This window comes from Saltatorellus ferox, assembly GCA_007751475.1.
Classification (GTDB): domain Bacteria; phylum Planctomycetota; class UBA1135; order UBA1135.
The window spans coordinates 6,236,905-6,261,950 of record CP036434.1; the positions used below are offsets into that span (position 1 = coordinate 6,236,905).

Genomic DNA, 25,046 nt, shown 5'->3' on the forward strand with positions numbered 1-25,046 from the left:
TTTGTACCTGGTACCGTACCGCCGAATAACGCCTCGACCGATCAGCCCTGCGCTGTCGCCCCTTCGGCGTGGGCCGGGAAGTCGGTGTATCCGGCCCCATCCTCTCCGCCGCCGTACCACGCACTCATGTCGGAATCGGCCAGCTCCCAGCCGTTCCGATAGCGCTCCACCAGATCGGGGTTCGCAATGTACGGCCGCCCGATGGCGATCAGGTCGGCGTCGCCGCTGGCCACCGCCTTCTCCGCCGACTCGGCGTCGTAGCCGCAGTTGCCCATCAGCGGCCCGTCGAAGACCTTGCGCGTTTCGGCGAGCGTCACCGGCTCCCCCAGCTTGTGGAAGCCAAAGGCCAGCCCGTCCATGACGTGCAGGTACGCGAGCCCGAAACCATTCAGCTCGCCCGCCGCGTACAGAAACGTCTCCCGGAAGTCCGGCGACCCCATGTCGTTGAACACGCCGTTCGGGGAGAGCCGCACGGCCACCTTCTCCGCCCCGATCTTCCCGCTGATCGCGGTCACGATCTCGCGCAGGAGCCGGAACCGATTCTCGACGCTCCCGCCGTACTCGTCGTCTCGCAGGTTGGTCTTCGACTGCAGGAACGTGTCCAAGAGGTACCCGTTGGCGCTGTGCACTTCGACGCCGTCGAACCCGGCCCGCACCGCGCGCTCGGCCGCCTGAACGTAGTCCGCCACGATGCCGGGAAGCTCCTTCACTTCGAGGGCGCGCGGAACCTCATGGGCCTGCTTTCCTTCCGGTGTGTGCACGCCCTCCCCTTCGATCTTCACCGCCGAGGGAGCCACGATCGCTTTCCCGCCGTGAAAGCTGGAGTGAGACGCGCGCCCGGTGTGCCAGAGCTGCAGGAAGATCTTCCCACCGGCCCCGTGGACCTTTTCCACGACCTTCTTCCACCCCGCCTCCTGGGCACCTGTATAGATGCCGGGAGCGTCGACCCAGCCATTCCCTTGCTCGGAAACCGAAGTGGCCTCGGTAATCACGAGCCCGGCCCCGGCGCGCTGAGCGTAGTACTCGCCCACCTTCTCCCCGGGCACCCGCCCCTCCCCGGCGCGTCCGCGGGTCATGGGCGCCATGGCGACGCGGTTGGAGAGCGGGAGGCCACGCAGGGAGAAGCCTTCGAGGAGGCGCTTTGGAACGAATGGAGACATGTCGATTAAAGGGGTAGGAGATTCCGGGACAACCGCCCCGCTCTGTTTCAGAACGCACGTTCTAGATCGACCATTCCAGAACGCAATGCTCCATCTTCGAAAATCTGTCCCATAGACTGCGTGGGCGCCCCGCGCCCCCTTCCCATGGCCAGACCCAGAACCTTCAACGAGTCCGAAGTGCTCGAGCGCGCCGTCGCTCTCTTCCGCTCGAGGGGTTTCGAGCGCGCGAGCATGCCGGAGCTCACTGCCCACCTCGGCATCTGCCGCCAGAGCCTCTACAACGCCTTCGGGGACAAGCGCGGCCTCTACCTGGCGGCCCTCGACCGCTACGGAGCGCGAGAGATCGACACCAAGCTCTCCCAGCTCTCCACCGCCCCCTCCCCTCTCCAGGGGGTCCAAACCCTGGTCGCCTCCTGGGCCGACTACGGCGCCCAGTGCCCCTCGGAAGGCTGCCTCACGATCACCGCCATCGTCGACTCCACGGACGACGAGGAGGCGCGCCAGATCGTCGAAGGCCACGTCGACCGGCTCGAAAAAGGCATCCGCACCGCCCTGAAAAAGGCGCAGTCCGCGGGCGAACTCACCCCCACCGCCCAACCGACCCGCCTGGCCCGCTCCCTGGTCACGACCTGCTACGGCGTGGGAGTGCTCGCCAAGCTGCCCGGCAGCACCCAGCGAGTGAAGGCCGCGGTAGCCGAAGCCCTGGACCGCCTGAACTCGTTCCAGCCGTAGCGCCCCTTGAAGCTGGCAAGCGAGCGGATCCCCCGTTACCTTCCCTGCCAGCGCGCCCGTAGCTCAGCTGGATAGAGCACCGCTTTCCTAAAGCGGGGGTCGTGGGTTCGAATCCCGCCGGGCGTACCACCCTTGACTGTCTTCGTGGGCCTTCACTTCGTCATGGGGACGAAGCGCTCGCCCTCCAGGCGGAAGACGCCGTCCACCGTGCCGACCCATAGGGTTCCGCTGCGGCCTTCTCGGATGCTCGGGATGCCGCTCTGGTTCAGGCCCTCCTTCACGGAGAAGTAGCGGAAGGACTCGCCGTCCCAGCGATGGACGCCGCCGCCTTCCATCGAGGCGCCGAACCACACGTTACCGGCGCGGTCCTCGTGGATCGCCATGTAGCGGCCCCAGCCCGTGTGCCTGGAAGGGGCGGCACTGCGCAGGTGCGTGGTGAACCGAGTCCCGTCGTAGCGGCTCACGCCTCCGTCCGAGGTTCCGAACCAGACGTCGCCGCGGCCGTCCTCGAGGATCGTGCAGACCCGGTCGCTGGCGAGGCCGTGCTCCTTCGCCGTGTAGACCTCCATGGCCTCGCCGTCGTAGCGGACCGCGCCCGCTCCGTCCGTGCCGAACCAGAGCGCGCCGTCCTTCGCCTCGTGAATGGAATAGACGAACCTGGGCGTGAACTCGAAGCGTCCGGGGGCGCCCTCTACGGGCAGGAGGAACGCGGCGAACTTCTGGCCGTCATGACGGAAGATGCCCGCCAGGGTCGTGATCCAGAGGGTGCCGTGTCGGTCGAAGTGCAGGTCCCAGACGTCTCGATGGTGACCTCCCTCCGAGAAGGTTCTGGTGACCGGCATGTCTTCGTAGTCCAAAAGGGTCGTGAAGGATTCGCCGTCGTAGCGCGAGACGCCGGCCGTCGTGGCGAACAGCAAGCGGCCCTCCTCGTCCTCCACGATGCTCCGGATCATGTCCGCCGCGAGGCCGTCCTTGGTGGTGAACGTGACGAAGTTTTCGCCATCGAAGCGCACCAGGCCCGCCCCCACCGAGGAGAACCAGAGGTCCCCGTTCTTGGCCTCGAAGGGCGCGCCCGGGTACTGGAAGAGCGCAGGGGGAAGGTCCTGGACCGACTGGGATTCGGGAACCGACCCGCAGGCGAGAAGGCTGGTGGACAACAGGAAGGGGACGAGGTGGAGCAGCATGGGGCGACCTGGTAAGGGAAAGGAACGCGACGCTACGGATCACCCGAGCACGTTCGCGTCACGTCCTTGTAACGGAGCTCCGAATCACAGGCTGGCGATCGACCGAGCCAGGTTCTCGCGCGCCTGGCCTTCGTAGCGCTCGCGGAAGAACTCGGTCGCGTAGAGGTGCGGGCGCGCCAAGAACGCCACCAGCATTTCCTTGCGCTTCGACCGGAAGAGCGGGCCCGGAACCCAGCGGTATTCGCGTCTCACGTCTTGCTCGTAGCGATCGAAGCGGGCCGGGTCGCGGCCCAGGATCGACAGGTCGATGTCCACCATCAAAGCGGCATCCGGGAAGGGCGGCTCGGCGCTGTGCTTCGTCGCCAGGATCATCGACTCGACGCGCCGGATGGTGGGCTCCGGGGCGCGGCCCTCGCGCAGGAGGCGCACCGCCCACGCGGCGCTCTCCGCCTCGCTGTCGCCGCCGCGCGACTTGTAGATCGCGTCGTGGAGCCAGAGCGCGAACTCGACCTCATCGGGATCCTGCGCCAGACCCGCGACCTCGTCGAAGCGCTGGAGGCACTCGACGATGTGCTCCGCGTTGTGGTAGGCGCGGTGGCTCTCCGCATGCGCCGCTTCGAGTTCGTCGAAGGCCGCGCGCGCGTCCAGCGCTGGCGCGAGACGAGAACAGAGGGCTTCCCAGCGCTCAGGGTCGAGCGCGGGCTTCCCCTCGGATCGGCGGCTCGGGTCCATCAGAACTCGATGTCGTCGCCGATCGCTCCGCCGGCGAGTTCCTGGAAGATCGCGGTGTACTTCTTCTCGGCCGCCGTGCGCAGGTCGCCGAGGTAGTGGTTGAAGGCGCCCGTTTCGTCTGCGCTGAGCTCGGCGTTGATCTTCTCCATGAAGCGCATGCTCGCCTGGCTGTAGTCCATGATCGTGATCCCGCGCTCCAGCATCGCCGCCTGGGGATCCACGCCGAAGGACGTCGCCGCCGACATCATCTGCTCCAGATCGATGAACGCCTCCACCGTGGGGATCTTGTCGACCGCGTCATCGGCCGTCTGGGTCGCGGCGCCCGCGTACTTGCCCTGGGCCGGGTTCTGGAAGACCTCGCCGAGCTGCATCGCGAGCTTGTACTCGGGGTCGTTCGCCATCTGGTTCTCCCAGTGCGCGGACGCCTCCTCCCACTGGGGAAGCTCGACGCCGAGGGTGGGAAGAAGCTCCTTGATGTCCTTCCCCTGGGCGAGGAAGGCGTTGGTGGCGGCGTAGTCGATGAAGTCGATTCCGTGCATGGGAGGGCTGGAGGCGGGGGTCTAGTTGGAGAACGGGGACGGAACGGGAAGGCCCTTCAGGTGAGCCTCCTTGATCTTGAATTCCCGGAGGTAGCGGTCGAGGTCGCCCTCGTAGGTCTGCGCGAACTCAGGGACCACGGCGATGCGCTCTTTCAGCATCTTCGTGTAGTAGGCGATGTGCGCGGCGCGCAGGGCCTCGACCGCCTCGTCGGGGACGGGAACGCGCGCGCGGCCGCAGCGTTCGTGCTGGGCCTCCAGCTCGTCGTGCAGGTCCAGCGCTCGATAGCGGGCGAGATGATTGGCCGTGAAGTGGAGGGTCTCTCGCAGCGCCGTCGACGGCTCGTAGGTATTGCGGCCGCTGCAGTAGGGGCACGCGACGTAGTGGGCACGGAAGAGGTTCTCGGTCACCTCGATGTCGGCGGAGCAGAGCGTGCAGCGGAACGACGTCCGCGCCTCGCCCAGGGTCCGCTCATGCAGCCGCTCGGCCACCTGGCCGCAGAGCACGGTCTCCCAGCGGAAGATCACGGGGGACGCGCCGTCGCTCTGGTTCGAGCCCTTGATGCTCTCGGCGAGCTCGTCCCAGTGCTTCTCCTCGGGATCCGCCGCGCGGAGCTTGGGCCGCACCTGATCGTGCCAGGTCGTGTGGATACGGCCGATGAGGTCCTGGACCTGCCGCTTGACCGCCGCCGTGCCGTTCAGAAACGGAACGACGCCGCCGTCTTCCGCGAGCGCCAGCTCGAAAAGCGCTGGCCCCGCGTCCTCCAGGGTCTCGTGCATCGTCCCCTCGATCTTGCCGAGGAACGCGTCCCAGCGAGCGAGGAGCGCGGCCGTTTCAGTGGCTTCGGTTCCCATGGGCTAAGAGTCCGCGGACGCGCCGCCCGCGTCAACGCCGGGACCCGCATCGTCTGTCATGAACCTGTCACCGCAGTACGCGCACACGCGGAGGTCCGTTCCCTCGGGCCTGCCCGCGCCGCAGCTGCGGCACTTCCGCGCGGCCAAGGAGGCCGTCTCCGGGGTCGGCCGCGCCGTGGTCGCCTTGGAAGTCTTGATGATCCCGCCCAGGAGTCCACGGCGCCGCGCGGTGCCCTCGCTCCCTGACGGATCGTCTCCCGGTCCCTGATCGTTGGTTTCGCCCATTCTTCTTGCCGCTTCCGGCCGTTTTCTTCGGCATCCTCTGCGCTCAGCCGAAGCTCCATCCACTTGAACCGCCGCGCCTTCCTCGCGCCACTCGCCGTGGCCATCATCTGGGGCGTCAATGTGCCCGTGATGAAGGCGGCGCTGGCGGAAATGCATCCGTTTCTGTTCAACGCAGCGCGGCTGACGCTGAGCGCGGTCGCCCTCGGGATCATCGACCGCGTGGAGCGCGGCGGCCGGCCCGCGACGCGGGTCCCGTGGGGCACGATCCTGTGGTACGGGCTGCTCTCCAGCCTCGCGTATCAGGTGCTGTTCCTCTGGGGCATGCAGCAGACGACGGCTTCGAACACGGCCCTCATCATCGCGAGCGGGCCACTCTGGGCGGCGCTCTTCAGCGCGCTCTATCGCCTGGAGAGGCCGACCGGGCGCGCAGGGCTATCGCTCGCCATCGCGTTCGCCGGGACGCTGCTCGTGACCACCTCGGGCGCCGTCCGGGGCGACGACGCGCCGCCCACGGCTCCGAACGAACTCTGGGGCAACCTCACGATCCTGGCCGCGATGATGACGTTCGCCTGGACGACCGTGCTGAGCAAACCTCTGCTCGAGACGATCCCGGCGACGCGGCTGGCGTACCTGTCCGTGCTCATCTCGCTGCCGGGCCACTGGCTGCTCGCGCTGCCGTTTCTCGGCGCCGTCGAGCCTGCGCGACCCGCGTACCTGGGGGCGGCACTCTTTTACTCGGGCGTCCTGTCGACCGGGGTGGCCTACGCGCTCTGGAACCGCAGCGTGCGGACGCTCGGGCCCGCTCGAACGGCCACGTTCAGCTACCTCGTACCCGTCGTCGCGCTCTCCGTCGCCTGGTGGTTCCTGGGCGAAGAACCGACGCCGCTCCAGCTCGTGGGCGGCGCTCTGGTGATCCTTGGACTGAGCACGCGGCGACGACCTGCGATTCCGAGGGCGCTCGAGAATCCGATCATGGAAGTCCCGAACAGTTCGCGAAATCCAGGTCCGAACTTCGTCGAATAGACGGGGTCTCCCATGAACCCGCTCCATGTATTTCTCGAGGCTCCGACCTACGCGCGCGCTCGGCTGAGGCTGGGCATCACCGGCGTGGGTACGTTCGTCGTCCTGAGCCTGGTTGCCGCAGTGCTGAAAGTGCCCTTGCAGGTGTTCGAGCACAAGGGAGGCGCCCTGTTCACGGACGCGTCGCTCCTGGCGGTGTGGATCTCGGCCGTGGCGTTGCTGGCGCTCCCCTTCGAGCTGCTCGGCGGCTACATCCTCCCGAAGAAGTTCGGGCGCCAGCATCCGGACGGCCTCGGCGAGTGGTTCCTCGGCTGGCTGCGCGGTGTCCTCATCATGATCCTGACGATGAGCTTCTCCGGCGCTGCGATGGTGGTCGCGGGGCGGTACGGCGGGCATCCGGGCGCGTTCGTGATGCTGGCGCTGATCCTCGTTGCGTTGATCTGGCTGCAGACCTGGCTCGCGAAGCTGATCGGTGGGATGAAGAGGGTCCGGCCGCCGTTCGATCTCATCGAGGATGATCTGCGGACCATGGGCGTCGTCGCCCCACCGATCGTCGTCCTCGATGCGAGCGACGAGGGATTCACGGGCGGCATCAGCGGCCCACCGACGGCTGACACGCTGGTGATTCCGGCCCTCTGGTTCGAGCGCCTGGACGCGACCTCGATCGCGGTGCTGGTGGCGCGGCGAACCGCGATCATTGATCGAGGACTGCGAGCGCTGGGCCAGGTCGGCGCGATCGGCTGGACGCTGATCGTGTTCGCGCTCGCGACGCAAATGCCGTCGGCGGGCGTCTACTCCGTCGAAGAGATCCTGATGACCTCGCTCTGGTTCACGGTCTATTCCTTCCTCGGACTCGTGATCCTGCCGACGCCGAGCCGGGCGGCCACGGTGGCTGCGGACGCCATTGCGGCGGCCGAGATCCCGGGCGCCACAGCCGAGGTTTTGAGTTCGGCGGTCGAAGCCCTCGATCGGCTTCAGGACGACGAGCCCTCGCGGGAGCCGCGCGTCGAGACGATCTTCCATCCGATCCCGAGCGTGGAGCGGCGCCAGCAGGCGCTCCTGCACCCGGCGCCCGAGGTGGCGCCGTGGCACATCGCGCGGACGGCGATCTACCTGTCGGTGGCGGGCATGAACCCGCTGAGTCGGCTGGTGCACTGCAACGTGGGCCGACCCGAGCTCTGGGTCTTCCTGCCCGCGGACGGCTGAGGCCGAATCGGTGAGCCGGGCTGCGGTCAGTTCGCAGCGCGCTCCAGTTCCTTCGCGGTGAGGAAGAGGCGGGCGTCGAACTCCAGCTGGTGGTAGTCCGGCTCCATCGATTCACACATACGGTAGAACGCCTTGTTGTGATCCTTCTCGCGCAGGTGAGCCAGTTCGTGGACCACGATCATGCGGAGGAACGGCTCGGGCGCGTCGCGGAAGACGCCGGCGATGCGGATGTCGGAACTCGCGCGCAGCTTGCCGCCGTGGGCCTTCGAGGAGAACGTGTGGAGCCCGAGAGCCTTCTCGGCGGCCATGAGCCGATCGTCGTAGGTCGCCCTGGAAACGGGCGGTGCCGTGCGCATGTAGTGGCGCTTCAGATCCTTGACGTATTCGAAGAGGGCTTTGTTCGTCGTTCGATCGTGGACGCCTTCGTAGCGGGCGGCCACGTGGGCTCCGAGACGCCCCTCGTCGATGAGGCGCTGGACCTGGAGCAGGGTCTTCTCGGGGTAGCCGCCGAGGTAGTGAAGCGGGTCTCTCGCCATCGTGGCGGTAAGACTACAGGCCCGCGCCGCCGGGGCCGGGGGCGGGGGCTGGCTTCTTCGAAACCGGCGGCTTCGCGACCGGTTTGCCCCGTGCGCGCTTCTTCCCGGCCGGCTGATTCTTGGCATCGGGGCCCCGACGCGCGGGTGCCGTGCCTCCGGGGGCCCTGCCTGCAGGCGCCTTAACTGCTGGCGCCTTACCTGCTGGCGCTGCTGGCGCGTCGACCTGGCCGGTTGCCTCCAGGAGGATTTTCAGGCTGGCCAGCTCCTGTTCCATCTTCTCGACGGTCTTCCTCCCGGCATTCACCTGGCGGATGAGCTGGGCTTTCTTCTCCTTGTAGCGGGGTAGGTCCTCTGCGGTCGGCTTGGCGGGGAGGGCGCCGGAGTCGATGGCGAGCCGTCGCTGGTAGGCGGCAAGCTGCCGGTTCGCCTCCTCGCGGGTGATCTCACCGGCGGCCACGCGCCGGTCGAGCGTCCGGCTGACGGCGTCGAATTTGGCGAAGGTGGGCAGCTTGTCGGAAGAAGCCTCGACGGGCTTCACTTTCGCCGGTGCAGCGGGGGTGCCAGGCGCGGACTTCGGCGCAGCAGGTTTCTGCACCGGGGGCTTCCGCGCTGGAGGCGTCGGAGCGCCAGTTTCTTTCCCCTTGGGCGCGGCCGCCTTCGGCTGGGCGTCGTACCACCCTTTGTGAACGATTCCGATCTGCTGAAAGGCTCGCTCGGGCGAGATCTCGCCGGCTTCGAGGGCTGCCGTGATCTGCTTCAGGGCGATGGCAATCCTCTGTGCGTCAGCAGCCACCGCGGGCGGTTTCTTGCCCGTCGCCGGACCGGCGGGTCGTGCCGCGGGTGCGTCCCCCGCAGGTCTCCGTCCAGCCGAGGCCCCCTTGCCAGCTCCCTGCGCGGAGGCGACGCCCAGAAACGGCGAGCCCACCACGACGACCAACATCACCAAGAGACGCGCTCGGCGAGCCAAGACATCGGAAAGGAAGTTCCAGACCATGAGAGAAGCGGAGAGAGGGGCCAGCGCTGCGATGAAGGAAGGAGCCAACCGAGGCCGCACCTTCGCCCCACCAATCTAGGGCGCCCAAAAATCCCCGCCACCGTCACTCCGACCAATCCGCACGACCCTCTCACTCCGAACCTCCCCCACCCCTCCCCGCGACAATTCGCCTCAAATACCGACACAAACGGACCAGGTTCATCCATTCCGGAACAAGCGGACCAGGTGCATCCATTCCGGAACGAACGGACCAGGTCCGTTCGTTCCGGAATGGATGCACCTGGTCCGCTTGTTCCGGATTCAGGGGAGGGGGTGCGGGGTGAGGGCGGGGGTCAGGGACTCTCGCTCGTCGAACACCACGCAGGTGCCCTCGTAGTGGGCGCCGCCCACCTCTTCGAAGTACTTCAGGATTCCGCCGTCCAGCTGGTAGACCTCCTCGAAGTTCGCTTGCTCCAGGTACGGGGCCGCCTTTTCGCAGCGGATGCCCCCCGTGCAGAACGTCACCACAGGAGTGGCCTTGAGGGACTCGGGGAGGGCTTGGACCGCTTTGGGGAAGTCACGGAAGTTCTGAACTCGGATCGGGATCGCGTTCTTGAACGTCCCCGCCGCGACCTCGAAGTCGTTGCGGGTGTCGAGGAGCGTAAACGGACGGCCCTCGTCCAGCCATTGCTTGAGCTCGGTCGCGGTGATCCGCGGCGCCGTATGGCTTCGCGGATCGATACCTTCCACGCCGAAGGCGATGATCTCCCGCTTGATCTTCACCCGCATCCGGCGGAAGGGCTGGGCGTCGCTGAGGCTCTCCTTCGTCTCCAGATCGGAGAGGCCCGGGAGAGCACGGATGTGGGCCACGAGCGCATCGATCGATTCGCGGGACCCCGCAACGACCAGGTTGATCCCCTCCTCGCTCAGCATGATCGTGCCCCTGAGCTGGAGGTCTCTGGAGAGAACGAGGAACGACTCGCGCAGCTCCGGGAGCCCCTCGAGCGTGGCGAACTGATAGGCGGCGATGTTGACGATCCGTGACATGGCTGGGCCCCAAGGTTATCCCATGAAGAAAGCGCCCGCGCCGAGGAATCGGCGGCGGGCGCTCCGGATCGCGCGGGATCAGCGCGCGAAAGGGGTCCTGACCTGCGCTCAGTTGAGCTCGGCCACCGAGGTCGTCGAGACCCAGGGGTGGAAGGTGAACTCCTCGACCATCGAAGTGACGCCCGCGAGCGCCGCCTGGGCGTCCCCGATCGTCGTGCAGTCGAGGACGCAGATCGACTGGTCCTTGAAGGAGCCGCCGAGCACGTCGCCGTAGAAGATCGCCGTCTCGCCGAGCTGCTCGAAGATCACGTTCGCGGCCACGCTCGTCGGGATCATCGCGATGACGTACGGACGCGCCACGACATCGTCCGAGCCGCGCTGCATGCGGAAGCCGCGCTCGATCGGCGGAAGCGCGCGCAGGTCGAAGCGCGTCGCGAACGGCATCGACTCCATCTGGAAGATGCCCGACTTCGTGGCCGGATCCTCACAGGTGCGAGCCTGGGCAGCGCTCGGATCGGCCGCGTCCATGAAGAACAGCCCGCGAAGGTTCGTCTCCGAGCGCGGCGCCACGAGCGGCCCCGACGTCAGGAGGAAGCTCTCGTCGAACATCGACTCCAGGAAGTTCTGGTGAGCGTGGGTGAGCTCGCTGAGCTCGGCACCCTTCGGCAGGCTCATCGAGTCTCCGGCGCGCAGCACGGTCAGCGTGTACGCCTCGCCGCTCTGGACGGCCATATCGTACGCCGAGACAGGAGCGGATGTGTTCACCGTCGAGCTCGTCGAGGAGCAGGCGACGGAAAGGAGTCCGAGTCCGAGAGACATCGGGAGAGCCTGGAAGAGCGTGGGCTTGAACATGGGGGTGTCGATCGGATCGTCGGAGATAAGAAAATCAGCGTTTGCCGGGGGAGCCAGCCAGCGCCCCCGCCGACAGACGTCCCCGCTGAAACGGGGCCCCTGAGTCACCTCCGTCATCGACCTTCCACGCGGATGCCTTGAGGCCCCGGACGCGATTCGTGGCCAGCCAGCCGCATTCCCACTCCAGGGCACCCCGTGGCCCCATCCTCACGCCCAGGAGGTAGCCTTTCCCCCATGTCGATGCTGCTTCTCGCTACTGCTCTGATCTTGCCCCAGGCTGCGACCGTCCGTGATTTGCTCGACGCCGACGGCGACGGTCATGTGAATCGCTACGAAGCCGCGGCCGCCGCGCTGGCCTGGGCGGATGCCCGGGCAGCCACCGACCCCGCCCCTGCGTCCACCGCGCCTGAAAGGGCGGAAGCCGAGCGCCAGGCAGCGGCACGACAGGGTTTCCGCGCCCGAGATACCGACGGCAACGGTTTCTTGGAGCCAAAGGAGATCGAGGCGCCCATGATCGAACTCTACGGCTGGCAGATGTTCGACAGCTCCGCCGACCGGCGCCTCGACCCTGAAGAGTATGTGGCGTTCGATGGCGCCTGCCGCTCCGCAGCGGTCTTCGAGGTAACGAAGAACGTGGTGTCGATGCGAGGGAACCTGCACGCCTCGACCCCGGGTCGCTTCTTGGAGGTCCTGCTCGAGCATCGGGCAGTCGACGAGCTCGTACTCGAATTCGAAGGACCGCGCGCCGTGCCCGAAGTGACGCGGCAGGTCGCCGACCTCATTCAGCGGTCCGGAATCCTCGTGCGTGTCCCCCGCGGCGGCACCGTCCACCGGTCCGGCATGGAACTCCTGCAGGCCGCGCAGCGGCGCATCATCGAGCCAGGAGCTAACCTGCGTCGCGCGGTGGCTGCGGGAGAAAGGCCCACTTCCATGTGGCTGACCGAAGACGAGATCCACGACCTCGGCCTCCGCACCGAGACCGAAGGCCTCGTGCTGATGCAAACCGGCACCCGGTCCAGCTTCCGCGGCCTCGCCGCCGTCAGCCACGAGATCGCCTGGGCGACCGGGAGCGGCGCCACCGTCGTCAAGACGACCGACGCTGGACGCAGCTGGTCCAACGTCGCCCCCGCGTCCATCGCGGGCCTCGACGTCCGCGACGTCTTCGCCATCAGCGCCGACATCGCCTGGATCATGACCGCCGGCCCCGGCAACTCCTCGCGCATCCTCTACACCGAGGACGGCGGCGCCACCTGGACCGAGCAGCACCGCGAGACCGCGCCCGAAGCCTTCCTCGACGGCCTCGACGCCTGGGACGGCGACCACCTCATCGCCTACGGGGACCCCATGGAGGACGGCCGCTTCCGCGTGCTCCTTTCGAACGACGGCGGAGTCACCTGGACGCCGTCGGAGACCGGCCCCGTCGCCCTCGAAACCGGGGAGGCCAGCTTCGCCGCCAGCGGCACCGGCCTCCGCACCCTCGGCGGCCTGCGCGCCTGGATCGTCACCGGCGGCACGAAGTCCACCGCCCGCGTCTTCCGGAGCGAGGACAGCGGCCGCACCTGGACGCCTGCCGACACGCCCGTGGCCGCCAAGGGCGCGGGCGCCGGCGCCTTCAGCGTCTCCTTCCGCGAGGACGGCACCGGCGTCATCGTCGGCGGCGACTTCCTCGATCGCGAAGCCGGCGGCGTCGACAACGCCGCCTACAGCGTCGACTTCGGCAAGACCTGGAAGTCCCCCGACGTCGGCCCGCGCGGCCAGCGCGCCGGCTCCGTCGCCCTCGGCAACGGCTGGTTCATCGCCACCGGCCAGACCGGCACCGACATCAGCCGCGACGGCGGCAAGACCTGGCGCCCCTTCAGCTCCGAGGGCTTCCACTGCGTCGACGCCGCGCTCCTCGACGGCGCGATCTGGTTCGCAGGTCCGAACGGCCGCGTTGCACGCTTGCGGTAGTCCCCACTTCGCGCCGCCTGGCGGGGAGGCCATCCGCTATTCTCTCCGCCGCCGATGGCCTCCCTCTACCGAGCGCTCCGCCCCGTCCTCTTCCGCGCCTCCGCCGAGACCGCGCACCATGCGGGTATTCGCCTGGGGCGCCTCGGCCAGCTCGCGCCGCCGCTCGTGCGCGCGCTCTACGCGCCGAGCCTCTCCGCGGCCGACCGCGCCCGCCTGCGCGTCGACGTCCTCGGCCAGAGCTTCCCCACGCCGGTCGGTATCGCTGCGGGCCTCGACAAGAACGGCGAACTCGTCCGCCTCTGGCCGGGCCTCGGCCTCGGCTTCTGCGAGGTCGGCTCCGTCAGCGCCCTCCCGAGCGCCGGCAACCCGAAGCCGCGCGCGTTCCGCCTCCCCGAAGACGAGGCGCTCATCAACCGGATGGGCCTCAATAATCACGGGGCCGAGGCCATCGCCGCTCGTCTCGCTCGCACGGGGCGCCCGAAGGACTTCCGGCTCGCCATCAACATCGCGAAGACCCACAGCCCCGACATCCTCGGCGACGCCGGCATCGAGGACTTCGTCGCGAGCACGCGGGCGCTGCTCCCCCACGCCGATTTCCTCGTGCTCAATGTCTCCTGCCCGAACACGGCCGAGGGCAAGACGTTCGAATCCCCCGAGGCGCTCGCGCCGCTCCTCGACGCCGTCCTCACGGAGCGCGCGCGCCAGGGGTCGAAAGTGCCGGTGCTGGTGAAGCTCTCGCCCCCCGCGGCCCGGACGTCGGACACGGTCATGGACTCCGGCGCGATCGACGCGCTCCTGGACCTCGTGCTCGAGCGCGACATCGGGGGCTTCGTCGCGACGAACACGGCCTCCGACCGCGCGGGTCTCAAGCACACGAGCGCAGCCCGCATCGAAGAGATCGGCCGCGGCGGCCTCAGCGGCGCGCCGATCCGCGAGCGCGCCAACGCGATGGTCCGCCACCTCTACCGCCGCGTCGGCGACCGCGCCGTCATCGTGGGCGTCGGCGGCATCGATTCGATCGAGTCCGCCTACGAGCGCGTGCTCTCCGGCGCCTCGCTGATCGAACTCTACACAGGCCTCGTCTTCCAGGGCCCAGGTCTCGCGGGCGAGATCATCGAAGGCCTGGCGCGCTGCCTGGAGCGCGACGGCTTCGAGTCCCTTCAGACCGCCGTCGGCTCGCGCGCTTAGCGCAAATCGATCAGACGGGGGCGAGCGCATCCCACAGCGCTCGCCTCGCTTCGAGTGCTGCTTCCGCCGCGAGGATGCCTTCCGAGATCTTCGCCACGTCGCCGCCGAAGATCGTCGCCAGCATCTGCCGGGCGAGCGGTCCGTGATGATCGCCGTCCGCCTGGATGTGTCGCTCGAGGTAGCCGAGCAGCAGGCCGCACGGGGTGCCGCTCGCCTGCAGCTCGCGAACGAGCGGCATGAACATGCGCGGGATCACGTCTTCGCGGCCGTGGAAGAACACGGCGGCGCGCACGTGCAGGGGACGACAGAGAAGCTCGAAGGTGTGGCGGCCGAACTCGGCGGAAGCGTCGGGGAGCGCGCAGCTCCGTAGCACCTTCAGCGGGTCTTCTCCGGCGCGAAGCCGCTCGACGACGCCGCGGATCGGGCCGGTGTCCGCGCCGACTTCGTCCATCGCCGCCAGGTACCATTCGAAGTGGCTTGCGGGCCCGCGGCGACCCAGGCCTGCGGCCGCCGCGTAGCGCGGGAACTCCGCGTCCGACTCCTCGTCGAGGATGATCTCGTTGATGAAGCGCGCCACCTCGGCGTCTGCGGGCGGAAGCCAGACGGGCCCCATCGAAGTGAGGTCGCGCTGGAGACTCTTCACGATCGACATGAAGTCCAGCACGCAGATCACGTGGTGCTCCATGAAGCGTCGGAGACTCGAGAGCGAGTCGAGCGCCTGATAGGCAGGATGGTCGCCGAGCGCCGCTTTCTTACGCTCCAGGTCCGCGAGACTCGAGTGCTGCAGGGTCGTCATGCTGGGGACTCTAACGTGTGTCCGGCGGATTGGAACTGCGCGAATCGGCGCATCGTGATCCATTCGATTCGCTGGCTCAGCCCGCGCCGCGCGCGTTCGTCGCATGATCGCCGCGCAAGGGGTCCGGGAAGAAGAATCCCCGGGAGCGCGGATCCGGCGGCGTCAGCGCCAACCGCTGGGGGGTTCCTGCGGCGAAGCGCTCCGCGTCGAACCAGTTGTACGGCGTCGCGTGGACGAGGTGGTAGCGCTGGACCGCGCCCATGAAGACGATGCGCTCGTGGCCCGCCTTGACGCGGCTACCCTGGTGCAGCGTGGCGCAGGTATCGAGAAGCAGCGCGCGACCGCGCTTGCCCGTCATCTGGACGAACTCCTCCGGCGCCGCATGCTTGCGCACCTCGGCGTCCGTGTAGGGACCGGCCCGCATGTACGATCCGGCCGGCCCCTCGGGCTTGCCGCCGAGAGCGTCGCTCACGCGCGCCGAAACGTCGGCGGGCAAGAAGGTCAGCGGGCCATGGCGCTCGTCTTCGACGTCGCTGAGCAGAACGAAGAGCTTGATCTGGCGATCGTCTTCGCCGTCGTAGTGGAAGAGCTGGCTTCCGCCCCACTCTTCTTCGTGGGCTTCTTCCGGCTGGCCCGGTGAGTACCCGATCGCGACGCGGCGCAGCACCGGCACAGCGCCGAGATAGTCGGACACGCAGTCGAGCAGCTCGTCCGTCACCATCGAGTCGACGAGTTCAGGACGGTCCGCGACGCGGTCATCGCCGAGGAAGTCGAAGGCGATCCGGAAGCGGCCGGGCGCGGCGTCGATGAGTCGCTGGACGTGGGGCCGCGCCTCGCCGATGGCCTCGGTGCAGGATTCGACGATCGTATCGATGCCGGGGAGTTCGCCGGGCTCGATCCAGCGGTAGCCGAGCTTCGGATCGATGCGCAGCGGCTTCGCGCCGGAGGCGACGACCTTCGCCGCGAGGGCGCTCGCGGCGCGCTTGCGACGGAGGAGCTCGAAGGGGTGCGCGGCGCGGCGCTGGGCCTGGAGCAGACGGAAGCCTGCCCTCGAAGAGTAGATGGAGAAGTGAAGACGTGTCTTCAGGCCCACTTGCCGCTCGGAGGCGGCGTTCTCTATGACGGGGTTCTTCATCGGGGGTCGGTCTGACGCGGGTCAGCGTGCTTCCCATAGTCTACCGGGCCCAGCCGCACCGGGTCCGAGTGTCAGTTCAGATAGGCCCCGTCCGGGATCTTTTGGCCGAGGGCCTTCCACTGCTTCCAGAAGAGATCCCGCTGCGCCCAGCCGAACGGGCGCTGCTGCGAATTCGGGAGGAGCGTGAAGTAGGGCCGGAAACGCTCCGGGAGGCGCTCGGCGAGCACGCGCATGCTCTCGACGTGCTTCTCCTTCTGGAGAGTGAACTCCGCCTCCTGTTCTGGCCTGGCCCACTTCGGGGGGCGACGTGCCTGGGCCTGGAAGAGCAGGCTGTTCCCCACCGTGAACAGGATCTCCTCGGCCTCTTCCGAGTCGCGCGTTTCGATCGCCTTCTCCAGAGCGGGTAGGAGGACCTCGGGGCTGTCTCCGTGGCGGTAGATCATCAGGCGTGCCACGCTTCCATGGATGTAGCCGGGTCCGCTCAGATTCGAGCGAATCGCGGCCGGGTTCAAGAAGCTGACGATGCCGGTCAGGAAGACCCCGACGGCGACGGCGACCACGGGGATCTCCAGCCTCGTACGCAGGCGAGTGAAGAGAACGCTGATCGCGATCCAGGCGACCGGGTGCAGCGGCAGCATGTAGCGGTAGCCGGAAACCCACCAGTCCTGCCCGTGGAACGTTCCGAAGGTGTAGAGGAACGTCCAGAGGATCGGATAGAGCGCGACCGCGAGGAGCGCGGTCGGTTGGCCCGTGCGGCGCCAGGCGCGTACTTCCTGAAAAGAGATCGCGATCCACGCAGCGGTGGCCACGACGTAGAACGCCCACTCCAAAACCGGTCCGACGCCGCCCCAGGCAGGGAGGTACATCGAGTGCGGCAGGAAGTGCGTCACGAGTAGCTCGAAGGTGACCTGGACCGACTCGAGTTCGGTCTGGAAGTGCCCGCTGGCGCTCTTGCCGTAGACGCCGAGTCCCTCCCAGTCGTTGGCGAGGTTGTAGCGCCACCAGGGCGCGAGGCCGACGAGGAAGCCGAGGACGCGGACGCCCATCGCGGGCCGGATCCAGGAGCGCCAGTCCCGCGCCAGCTCGGTCAGAAGCATGACCGCCAGCCACACGAGAAGGCCGTAGTGGTACCAGATAGCGAGGCCTGCGAGGACGCCAAGGAGGAACTCACTGCGATAGCTCGCACGATCCGAGAACTCGGCTGGCGTGCCGGCCGCTCGCCCCCGAAAAACGGTGCGGTACCAGACGAAGAGGAGCGCCATCGCAAAGGCGTTCGCCTCGACGTGGGACGCCCAGACGATGGCGCTGACCATCGCGTAGCCGGGTGAGGGGATGGCCGCCAGCACGCCTGCGACCCAGGCCGCTCGGCGCGACACGAGTCGGTCGACGAGAAGGAACAGGAACGCGACCGTCACGCCGTCGAACAGGAGGTTCGGCAGCCGCATGGTCAGCGGTGACTCGCCGAAACCAAGGTAGCTGAGAGCCACCAGGAGGATCGTCAGCAGCGTCCCGCCCTGGAAATGCCCCTGCTGGTAGTCGAACGGCGACAGCAGCGGACCGGTGATCCACTCGTGGGCGGCCATGCCGCGCCGCCACTCTTCGTTGTCGGGGAAGCCGTTCGGCGAGATCGCCGTGGGAGGCATCACCAGCACGAGGAGCTTCACGGCGGCCATCAGCGTCAGCAGCAGCGCGAGGGGCCACAGGACGGAAGGGCGACGGCCGGAATGAGCATTCAAGGCAAAACCATGCCCGATCTGCCCTTCCGTGCCCTCGACAGGCACTGGCGTCGCGGCATCACGGATCGTCGGAATGTGTTGGACGGGCATGGATTCGGTGCAGGAAGCGGGCGTCGCTGTCGCGGCCAAGGGCCGCCACCGAAAAGTATGCCCCTCCCACGGGCGCGGGGCGCGGAGGTCCTCCCTGGAATCAGCTCAGGCTCCCTGTTTCCGCACGCGACCGGTCCATCCGTCGGGACCAGGAGCGGTTGGCGCGTGGGCGAATCCCATAAAGCGCAACACGCTCCCAGGTATAGTTCGGGGGAGGAATTTCCTGCGCTGCCCTACGGAACTTCCTAGCCACCCCACGCCTCTCCCCAAGATGCCCCACCCGCAGCCTCGCGTCCTTGTCCTGGAGGACAACCCTGCCCTCGCCGAATCGATCGAGTTCGCACTGGCGACGTTCGGGCTGCAGGTCGTTGGCCCCTTCGAGGGGAACGATAGCGCGAGTCAGCGGATCAGGGCAGGCGAGGTGGACGTGGCCGTTCTGGACCTCGAGCTGGGCGATGGAACCTCGATCCCGACCGCCAGCCAGCTGCGTGCTGCGGGGCTTCCTTTTCTCTTCATGAGCGGGCACGACATGGACGAGCAGGTGCCGGCCGAGTTCCAGAACGAGATGTCTCTGCCGAAGCCGGTCGAGCCAGAGATTCTGGTCGATGCGATTCGGGAGCTTCTCGCGGCCTGCTCCTCGCCGAAAACCGCGTAGGAGTCTGCGCTGCAGCGGCTGAAGGGGCCGGGCGCTGCCCCCTGGAGTCACGCCCGTTCGGATCAACGCATGGTTGCGATCCGGGCAACGCACGACCTGGATTCGCCCATGCGCGACGCGCTCCTGGCTCAAGGTGACGAGCTCTGACGGTCGATTCACCTCTCGATGGCGCGAGAGACAGGAACGCACACGGGCAAGCCAGAAGGCGATCTTCTCGGGGATCGGCAGGCGCAGGGACGATCGAGGACGGCCAAGCAGGCTGGATTCACGATCGTCGAGCTCTTGATCGTGCTCGCGCTGCTTTCCCTGGCAGCGAGCGTCGGAATTCCGGCCTACTTCGGACGTCCCTCCGTGACACTGGACAACGCCGCGAAGCTCCTCGCCAAAGACCTCCGAGAGGTACAGAACCGCGCAGCCCTCTACGAGGAGATCCTGATGATCCGCTTTCCGGAAGATGGGTCGGGCTACGTGGCCACGGACGCAGCGGGAGACTCCCTGATCTCGCCCTACGGCGCCGGGGAGTTCCGGCGGAACTACCCCGGCGACGCGGTTTTCCGCGGCGTCCGGGTGAAGTCCGTCAGCGCCGGGGGAGACCGCGCGATCTCCTTCAGCCCGGAAGGACGCCCGAGCGAGCCGGCCGAGATCGTTCTCGAGTTCCGGGGCGAGGAACGAGCGGTGCTGATCCGGGAGCGCTCGGGGCTTCTGTCGATCGATGGGCTCGATGAGCCCTGGATCGATCTCGGCGACTGACCCGGGCGGAGAGCGGACGAACGGGCTCGGAGGGAAGAAGGCTCCGGGATCAGGCCGAGGCGCCGTGCCAGCTCTCGAGGCCACCGCGCACGGAGTACACGTTCGTGAATCCGTGCCCCATGAAGTAGCTCGCGACGTCGAGGCTTCGGTCTCCGTTGGCGCAGATGAAGACGAGTCGGCGCTCCTTCGGAAGCGACATGTACTTGTCGGACGCGTCGTAGTCCAACGCTTCCGAGCCGTCGGCCGCAGGGGCCGTGCGCTCGTCCGGAACGCGCACGTCGATGAAGGAAAAATCGGTGCCTGACGTCAGGAGAGCACGGACCTCGTCCGGCTGGATCTGGCGCTCGCGATCGAGAGTCTCCGCCCGGATGATCGTGTTGATCACGTCCTTCATGTCGAGGATGTTGTGATCCTTGGCGACCTGGGCGAGTGTGTCGGAGGGCTGGAACCCACAGGCCGAGCAGCCGCCGACGTGATAACGCTGGAAGAGCGCACGCTGAGCCGCAGGCGCGACGGTCAGGATCTCCTCCATGGTCATTTCTGGCGTGATGGTGAGGCTGGTGTCGGTCATCGGCGGGGCGCTTGGGTCGAAGGGAGGGGCTGGGGTCCGGGCGGGTTGGTTGCACCGGGCCCATAAGTCTAATCGGACGGCGTTCCCAGAAGTCACCGCCTCGGAAACCGCTTTTGCCCAGATTCGGTCCCCCTGGGTGGGAGGGGGGTAGGGATGGGAGAGGGGGGTGTGCGAGGGGGAAGCCGAGGGGATGGACGGGGGAGGGGCGAGGGAAAGACGAAGGCGCGCCCCCCCTCACCCACCCCTGAACCCGACCCCAGGGTCCCCCTCACCCCACGACCCCAGAATCTGCCCCTCCGACTGAAATTCAGCCTCGTTCCGCCCTCGGTCCGCTACCCTCCTCCGCTCGCGGGCTTGAGCCGTCCGGGGACCCGAATGGGCGGGCCCTCGGCGCGAGTCCAAAGATAGGCGGCCCCCATCGGGGCCCGAGATCCCAAGGGGAATCAAAGTGGCCGAGGCCAGAATCAAGTCACGCGCGGAAGACTACGCGCAGTGGTATCAGGACGTCATCGCACAGGCCGACCTCGCAGAGGTCGCTGGCGTCGTGAAGGGCTGCATGGTGATCAAGCCCCACGGCTACGCCATCTGGGAGGCCATGCAGAAGGACCTCGACCGGCGCTTCAAGGAGACCGGTCACAAGAACGCGATGTTCCCGCTGCTCATCCCGATGAGCTTCCTGGAGAAAGAGGCCGAGCACGTCGAGGGCTTCGCGCCAGAGCTCGCCGTGGTCACCCACGCGGGCGGCAAGGAACTCGAAGAGGCCTACTGCATCCGCCCGACCTCCGAGACGATCATCGGCCACTTCTTCGCGAAGTGGATCGACTCGCACCGCGACCTGCCGCTGCTCATCAACCAGTGGGCGAACGTCATGCGCTGGGAACTCCGCACGCGCCTCTTCCTGCGCACCGGCGAGTTCCTCTGGCAGGAAGGCCACACCGCCCACTCCACTCACGAGGAAGCGAAGGAAGAGGTGGTCCGCATGCTCGAGACCTACCGCGACTTCGCCCATGAGATCATGGCGATGCCGGTCATCTGCGGCATCAAGAGCGCGAATGAGCGCTTTGCCGGCGCGCTCGAGACGCTCACCATCGAAGGCATGATGCAGGACGGCAAGGCCCTGCAGTGCGGCACGAGCCACGACCTCGGTCAGAACTTCGGAAAGGCCTTCGACGTCACCTTCCAGAACGCCGAGGGCGAACGCGACTACGTCTGGCAAACGTCCTGGGGCGTTTCCACGCGACTCGTCGGCGCGCTGATCATGACGCACTCCGACGACGACGGGCTCGTGCTCCCGCCGAAGCTCGCGCCGATCCACGTCGTGATCGTGCCCATCTATCGCAAGGACGACGAGCGTGACGCGGTCCTCGAGGCCGCCCACCGCATCGCCAAGGACCTGCGCTCCGACGGGCTCAACGTCGAGGTCGATGCACGCACCGGCATGAAACCCGGTGCCAAGTACTACGACTGGGAGCGCAAGGGCGTCCCCATGCGCCTCGAACTCGGCCCGCGTGACCTCGAGGCCAAGTCCGTCATGTGCAAGATGCGCCTCGCCGAGACCGACGAGAACGGCCGCGCCGTCAAGGAGACTCTCAGCTGGGATGACCTTGGCCTCGAAGTCGGCAAGCGACTCGATGCCTTCCAGGACTTCCTCTACCAGCGCGCCCTCGCGATGCGGGAAGCCGGAACCATCGTCGTCGACACCTGGGAGGAGTTCACCGCCGCGTTCGAAGACGGCAAAAGCTCCTTCGTCTACGCGCACTGGGACGGGACGACCGAGACCGAGCTGGCGATCAAGGAGGCCACCAAAGCCACGCTCCGATGCGTTCCCCTGCCCGGAAATGGCCCCGAGCCGTCCCCGGGTAAGTGCGTCAAGACCGGCCAGCCGAGCGCCCAGCGGGTCCTCTTCTCCAAGAACTATTGAGAGCGCGGGTCGTCTCGATCTCGCGCAACACGAGCCGTCTCGGAGCTTCCAGCGAAACGGGAGCGGGCCCAGGGGGTAAGATCCCCGCCCGCTCCGCGCGTCGCCAGCCCTCCCCGTGACCACCACTATCTTTCTCATCATCGCCGCCGTCCTCGGCCTGGGCTTTCTCTATGAGGCCTGGGCGCGCAGCCGCGATGCGAAGATCTGGACTCACCCTGGCAAACTCGTCGACGTCGGCGGCCACAGGCTCCATGTCAACGCCCATGGCGAAGGCGACGTGGTCGTGGTCTTCGAGGCCGATGAGGGCTGCTGGTCGACCCACTGGGGCCGGCTCCCCGAGGACCTCGGCACCGTCACCGCTTCCCTGGCGTACGACCGCGGCGGCCTCGGTTGGAGCGAAGCCGGCCCCCCACCGCGCGACGCCGAGACTCTCGCGCGCGAGCTCCACCAGCTTCTCGCCCGCCTGGCCCCCGGCCAGCCCGCCATCCTCGTGGGCCACGGCACCGGCGCGCACATTCTGCGCGCCTACGCCCACCGCTACCCCTTCGAAACGGCCGGGCTCGTGCTCGTGGATCCCTTCCACGACGGCATCGGGGATCGCCTGCGGCGCGAGCAGATCCCGCCCGCGACGGCCTCACCTTTTCTTCTGAGCCTTTCCTCGCTTCTGGCCTCGTTCGGGATCCTTCGGATTCTTCAGAGCAAGACGTCTGGGAACGCAGCACTTCCGCTTCCGGAGCGTCAGCGCGCCACCCTCGACGCCCTCGAACTCAACCCGCGGGTGCGCCGCGGCGCCACCGAGGAACTCGTCGCCGAAGCCCAGACACTCGAGTACCTGCGCCGGATCCACGAATCGCACGAGTTCCCCATGCGGATCCTCGCCTCGACCGAGACCCTTTCTCCGGACATGGTCCCGCCGGACTTCCCCCTGGCCACGTACAACCGAATCTGGGCCGAGCAGAGTCAGGCCTTCCTCGACCTCTCCTCGCGCGCCAAGCGCGTGCTCGTCGAGGGGTCGGGGCACCAGCTCCAGCTGGAGCGGCCCGAGGTCGTGATGCAGGCGGTTCTGGACGTGCTGGACGAGGTCCGCGCGCTCCGCATGCGCCCCGAGGGTGAAACGGAATCGGTCTCGTACGGGCGCTGAGCCACGGTCCGCTCTCGGGCGCCGGCCGTGAGCCGTCCCGGTCGATCCAGCGCGACTCCGAGGCCGGGGCCAACGCTCCCCGGAGTCTTCCGTATGCCCCGTCCCCTGGGCGGCTACGATGAGCGGTGCGTCCACGACGACCCACCCCCAACCAGCTTCCATGCTCCACTCAAGTCAGAGGCTCCGCGCCTTCCCGCCCGTGGCTCCATCCAGGCTCTTCGGGCTCGCACTTCTCGGGCTCGCCGCTCCCCAGGCCCTCTCGGCACCGCTCCCGAGCGCCTGGACGTCTCCGCTCGAGACGGCCACCGCGTCGGCGCTCCGTGACGTCGGGCCGCCCCCGCGCGTCGGGGACATGTCCGCCATGGACCCGGCGCTCGTCGCACTCCTCGACGAGCGCATCGCCGCTGTCGAGAAGGAGCCGACCAGCGTCGAGGCCCGCGTCGCCCTCGGCTTCGCCTACGAGTCGAACACGATCTGGTCGCTGGCCGAGGAGTGCTACAGCCAGGCGCTCGAACTCGCCCCCGACGAGAACCAATGGCGCTTCCGCCGCGGCGTCGTACGCCACGCTCTCGGCGAGATCGACGGCGCCCTCAACGACCTCCGCGCGGCCGCGACGGCCTACAAGAACACGCCCGTCGTCCAGGCGCGGCTCGGGGACGTCCTGCGCCTCATCGGAGAACTCGACGAGGCGGAAGCCGCCTGGCGCCAGGCGATCGCCGCCGAGGCGAACCAGCCCCAGCCGATCGAGTACGCGGCCAGCCGCGTCGGCCTCGCCCAGACGTTGATCGACCTCGGCGAGCCCGCCGAGGCCGAGGCCCTGTGCCGCCGCGCGCTGGAGCTCCAGCCGGACTACAAGCAGGCCCACTTCACCCTCGGCGTCGCGCTGAGCGACCAGGGACGCGACGAGGAAGCGCGCCCCGAACTCGTCATGGGCGAAACGTCCTTCCAGCAGTTCCCGCCCGACCCCCACGGGACCCAGCTGAGAGAGGCAACGCGCGGCTTCAGCCGCCGCATGATGCTGATCGAGAACCAGGTCCAGGCCGGTGACCTCGCGGGCGCCAAGCAAGGGCTTGACGAGGTGCTGAAGGAGCGCCCGAACGATCACATGGTCCTCAACCTGGCATCCCGGGTGCTGCTCTCCAGCGGCGACATGGAGGGCGCGCGCGAGCTGCTCCAGAAGAGCCTCGATGTTTCTCCGAACGAGCCCGGCACGCTGATCGATGCGTGCCTCCTCGCGCTCCGTGAATCGGAGGCGATCGTCGGCCAGCTCGGCCAGATGCAGATGGCCCAGCAGCAGGGCCAGCCGCTCGACGAAGCACGGTTCGAAGAACTTCGCCGCCAGGGCACCGTCAAGGCGACGGAGGCCGTCGAATACGCCGCCAAGGCCGTCCAGGCAGCCCCCACCGTCGGGCGGAACCACTACTGGCTCGGCGTGGCCCAGCGCAGCCTGGCGGGCTTCGCCACGGACGCACAGGCCCAGGGCCAGCAGTTCCAGGCCGCGCTGCAATCGATGCAGAACGCGCTCCGTCTCGGCTGCACCGAGCCTGGCTTCAACCAGCAGCTCGCGCAGCTCTATGCCCAGATGGGGCGACCGCGCGAGATGATGCTCCACACCGAGCGTCATCTCTCCGAGTTTCCGATGAACCCGATCGCGCTGCAGATGATGATCGAAAACTCGATTCGCAGCGGGATGCCCGAACTCGCGACTGCAGAGGCCCTGACGCCCTACGTCGAGCGGCTCCTCGCCGTCACGCCCGGTGATGCGGGCGCGGCTCAGTTCGCCGTGCGCGTCTATCTCACGGTCAAGGACCTCGACCGCGCCGAGAGCGCGCTCTCGGTCTTCGAGAAGGCCGCAGCGGGCGTTCCGCAGGCCGCCGAATTCATCACGGCCGTCCAGGCTGCGATCGCCGCGGAGCGCGCTGCGCCGACCGATCCAGATGGCGAGACGACCGACGACCAGACCAGTGACCAGGGAGCCTGAGAGAGACACGATTC

General features: G+C 67.8%; 24 protein-coding genes and 1 tRNA gene. 11 read left to right on the forward strand and 14 right to left on the reverse strand.

All coding sequences use genetic code 11. From position 1 onward, the window contains the following. Positions 1 to 41: 41 nt before the first annotated feature. The gene (locus Poly30_RS22500; RefSeq protein ID WP_145202741.1) at positions 42 to 1,160 is read right to left on the reverse strand and encodes an alkene reductase; all 1,119 of its coding nucleotides are present in this window, start codon (positions 1,158 to 1,160) and stop codon (positions 42 to 44) included. A 144-nt stretch (positions 1,161 to 1,304) separates the two neighbouring features. Between Poly30_RS22500 and Poly30_RS22505 the strand changes: the two genes are divergently transcribed. Further along, positions 1,305 to 1,892 carry a TetR/AcrR family transcriptional regulator gene (locus tag Poly30_RS22505; RefSeq protein ID WP_145202744.1) on the forward strand — a complete coding sequence of 196 codons (588 nt, stop codon included), beginning with the start codon at positions 1,305 to 1,307 and terminating at the stop codon, positions 1,890 to 1,892. A 52-nt stretch (positions 1,893 to 1,944) separates the two neighbouring features. Continuing rightward, positions 1,945 to 2,021: transfer RNA gene (locus Poly30_RS22510), tRNA-Arg, on the forward strand. Positions 2,022 to 2,044: 23 nt separating this feature from the next. Here the strand turns inward: Poly30_RS22510 and Poly30_RS22515 are convergent. The 5 genes from Poly30_RS22515 to Poly30_RS22535 all read right to left on the reverse strand — a co-directional run bounded on the left by Poly30_RS22515 (position 2,045) and on the right by Poly30_RS22535 (position 5,484). After that, positions 2,045 to 3,076, reverse strand: a complete 1,032-nt coding sequence (locus Poly30_RS22515; protein WP_145202747.1) for a ligand-binding sensor domain-containing protein — start codon at positions 3,074 to 3,076, stop codon at positions 2,045 to 2,047. Between the two features lie 84 nt (positions 3,077 to 3,160). Continuing rightward, positions 3,161 to 3,808, reverse strand: a complete 648-nt coding sequence (locus Poly30_RS22520) for an HD domain-containing protein (RefSeq protein WP_145202751.1) — start codon at positions 3,806 to 3,808, stop codon at positions 3,161 to 3,163. Beyond that, on the reverse strand, positions 3,808 to 4,347 hold the full coding sequence (locus Poly30_RS22525; RefSeq protein WP_145202754.1) for a DUF6620 family protein: 540 nt from the start codon (positions 4,345 to 4,347) through the stop codon (positions 3,808 to 3,810). The genes Poly30_RS22520 and Poly30_RS22525 overlap by 1 nt, the downstream gene beginning before the upstream one ends. A gap of 21 nt (positions 4,348 to 4,368) precedes the next feature. After that, on the reverse strand, positions 4,369 to 5,199 hold the full coding sequence (locus Poly30_RS22530) for a TFIIB-type zinc ribbon-containing protein (protein ID WP_145202757.1): 831 nt from the start codon (positions 5,197 to 5,199) through the stop codon (positions 4,369 to 4,371). A gap of 3 nt (positions 5,200 to 5,202) precedes the next feature. Continuing rightward, entirely contained in the window at positions 5,203 to 5,484 is a 282-nt protein-coding gene (locus tag Poly30_RS22535; RefSeq protein WP_145202760.1) for a hypothetical protein, read from the reverse strand. Positions 5,485 to 5,547: 63 nt separating this feature from the next. Here Poly30_RS22535 and Poly30_RS22540 point away from each other — a divergent pair, with 63 nt between their 5' ends. Beyond that, positions 5,548 to 6,507: a DMT family transporter gene (locus Poly30_RS22540; protein WP_145202763.1), complete on the forward strand. Its 960-nt coding sequence runs from the start codon at positions 5,548 to 5,550 to the stop codon at positions 6,505 to 6,507. A gap of 12 nt (positions 6,508 to 6,519) precedes the next feature. Then, complete coding sequence (locus tag Poly30_RS22545; RefSeq protein ID WP_145202766.1) at positions 6,520 to 7,710, forward strand: hypothetical protein; 1,191 nt, start codon at positions 6,520 to 6,522, stop codon at positions 7,708 to 7,710. Between the two features lie 26 nt (positions 7,711 to 7,736). Here the strand turns inward: Poly30_RS22545 and Poly30_RS22550 are convergent, their stop codons facing one another. The 4 genes from Poly30_RS22550 to Poly30_RS22565 form a co-directional block, all read right to left on the reverse strand. Beyond that, entirely contained in the window at positions 7,737 to 8,246 is a 510-nt protein-coding gene (locus tag Poly30_RS22550) for a M48 family metallopeptidase (protein WP_145202769.1), read from the reverse strand. A 13-nt stretch (positions 8,247 to 8,259) separates the two neighbouring features. After that, entirely contained in the window at positions 8,260 to 8,784 is a 525-nt protein-coding gene (locus Poly30_RS22555; protein ID WP_145202773.1) for a hypothetical protein, read from the reverse strand. Positions 8,785 to 9,540: 756 nt separating this feature from the next. Further along, complete coding sequence (trhO, locus tag Poly30_RS22560; protein WP_145202776.1) at positions 9,541 to 10,266, reverse strand: oxygen-dependent tRNA uridine(34) hydroxylase TrhO; 726 nt, start codon at positions 10,264 to 10,266, stop codon at positions 9,541 to 9,543. Between the two features lie 108 nt (positions 10,267 to 10,374). Continuing rightward, positions 10,375 to 11,118 (reverse strand): YciI family protein, encoded by a 744-nt coding sequence (locus Poly30_RS22565; RefSeq protein ID WP_419190518.1) that lies wholly within the window; start codon positions 11,116 to 11,118, stop codon positions 10,375 to 10,377. 234 nt (positions 11,119 to 11,352) lie between these two features. Between Poly30_RS22565 and Poly30_RS22570 the strand changes: the two genes are divergently transcribed. Next, on the forward strand, positions 11,353 to 13,068 hold the full coding sequence (locus tag Poly30_RS22570) for a WD40/YVTN/BNR-like repeat-containing protein (protein ID WP_145202782.1): 1,716 nt from the start codon (positions 11,353 to 11,355) through the stop codon (positions 13,066 to 13,068). 54 nt (positions 13,069 to 13,122) lie between these two features. Beyond that, positions 13,123 to 14,256 carry a quinone-dependent dihydroorotate dehydrogenase gene (locus Poly30_RS22575; protein WP_145202785.1) on the forward strand — a complete coding sequence of 378 codons (1,134 nt, stop codon included), beginning with the start codon at positions 13,123 to 13,125 and terminating at the stop codon, positions 14,254 to 14,256. A gap of 10 nt (positions 14,257 to 14,266) precedes the next feature. Here Poly30_RS22575 and Poly30_RS22580 read toward each other — a convergent pair whose 3' ends face one another. The 3 genes from Poly30_RS22580 to Poly30_RS22590 all read right to left on the reverse strand — a co-directional run bounded on the left by Poly30_RS22580 (position 14,267) and on the right by Poly30_RS22590 (position 18,013). Then, on the reverse strand, positions 14,267 to 15,052 hold the full coding sequence (locus tag Poly30_RS22580; protein ID WP_419190519.1) for a DUF3050 domain-containing protein: 786 nt from the start codon (positions 15,050 to 15,052) through the stop codon (positions 14,267 to 14,269). A gap of 76 nt (positions 15,053 to 15,128) precedes the next feature. Further along, complete coding sequence (locus Poly30_RS22585) at positions 15,129 to 16,187, reverse strand: hypothetical protein (protein WP_145202791.1); 1,059 nt, start codon at positions 16,185 to 16,187, stop codon at positions 15,129 to 15,131. Between the two features lie 71 nt (positions 16,188 to 16,258). Beyond that, positions 16,259 to 18,013, reverse strand: coding sequence for an ArnT family glycosyltransferase (locus tag Poly30_RS22590; protein ID WP_145202794.1), 1,755 nt, complete (start codon positions 18,011 to 18,013; stop codon positions 16,259 to 16,261). Between the two features lie 271 nt (positions 18,014 to 18,284). Here Poly30_RS22590 and Poly30_RS28825 point away from each other — a divergent pair, with 271 nt between their 5' ends. Continuing rightward, positions 18,285 to 18,668 (forward strand): response regulator, encoded by a 384-nt coding sequence (locus tag Poly30_RS28825; RefSeq protein ID WP_419190520.1) that lies wholly within the window; start codon positions 18,285 to 18,287, stop codon positions 18,666 to 18,668. A gap of 165 nt (positions 18,669 to 18,833) precedes the next feature. Continuing rightward, positions 18,834 to 19,418 carry a GspH/FimT family protein gene (locus Poly30_RS22600; RefSeq protein WP_145202801.1) on the forward strand — a complete coding sequence of 195 codons (585 nt, stop codon included), beginning with the start codon at positions 18,834 to 18,836 and terminating at the stop codon, positions 19,416 to 19,418. 49 nt (positions 19,419 to 19,467) lie between these two features. Here the strand turns inward: Poly30_RS22600 and Poly30_RS22605 are convergent, their stop codons facing one another. Continuing rightward, complete coding sequence (locus Poly30_RS22605; protein ID WP_145202804.1) at positions 19,468 to 19,989, reverse strand: rhodanese-like domain-containing protein; 522 nt, start codon at positions 19,987 to 19,989, stop codon at positions 19,468 to 19,470. A gap of 448 nt (positions 19,990 to 20,437) precedes the next feature. Between Poly30_RS22605 and proS the strand changes: the two genes are divergently transcribed. The 3 genes from proS (at position 20,438) to Poly30_RS22620 (ending at position 25,032) form a co-directional block, all read left to right on the forward strand. Continuing rightward, positions 20,438 to 21,910 (forward strand): proline--tRNA ligase, encoded by a 1,473-nt coding sequence (gene proS, locus Poly30_RS22610; RefSeq protein ID WP_145202807.1) that lies wholly within the window; start codon positions 20,438 to 20,440, stop codon positions 21,908 to 21,910. Between the two features lie 115 nt (positions 21,911 to 22,025). Beyond that, on the forward strand, positions 22,026 to 23,051 hold the full coding sequence (locus Poly30_RS22615; RefSeq protein WP_145202810.1) for an alpha/beta fold hydrolase: 1,026 nt from the start codon (positions 22,026 to 22,028) through the stop codon (positions 23,049 to 23,051). Positions 23,052 to 23,211: 160 nt separating this feature from the next. Beyond that, positions 23,212 to 25,032: a tetratricopeptide repeat protein gene (locus Poly30_RS22620; RefSeq protein ID WP_145202813.1), complete on the forward strand. Its 1,821-nt coding sequence runs from the start codon at positions 23,212 to 23,214 to the stop codon at positions 25,030 to 25,032. The last annotated feature ends 14 nt before the right edge of the window (positions 25,033 to 25,046 follow it).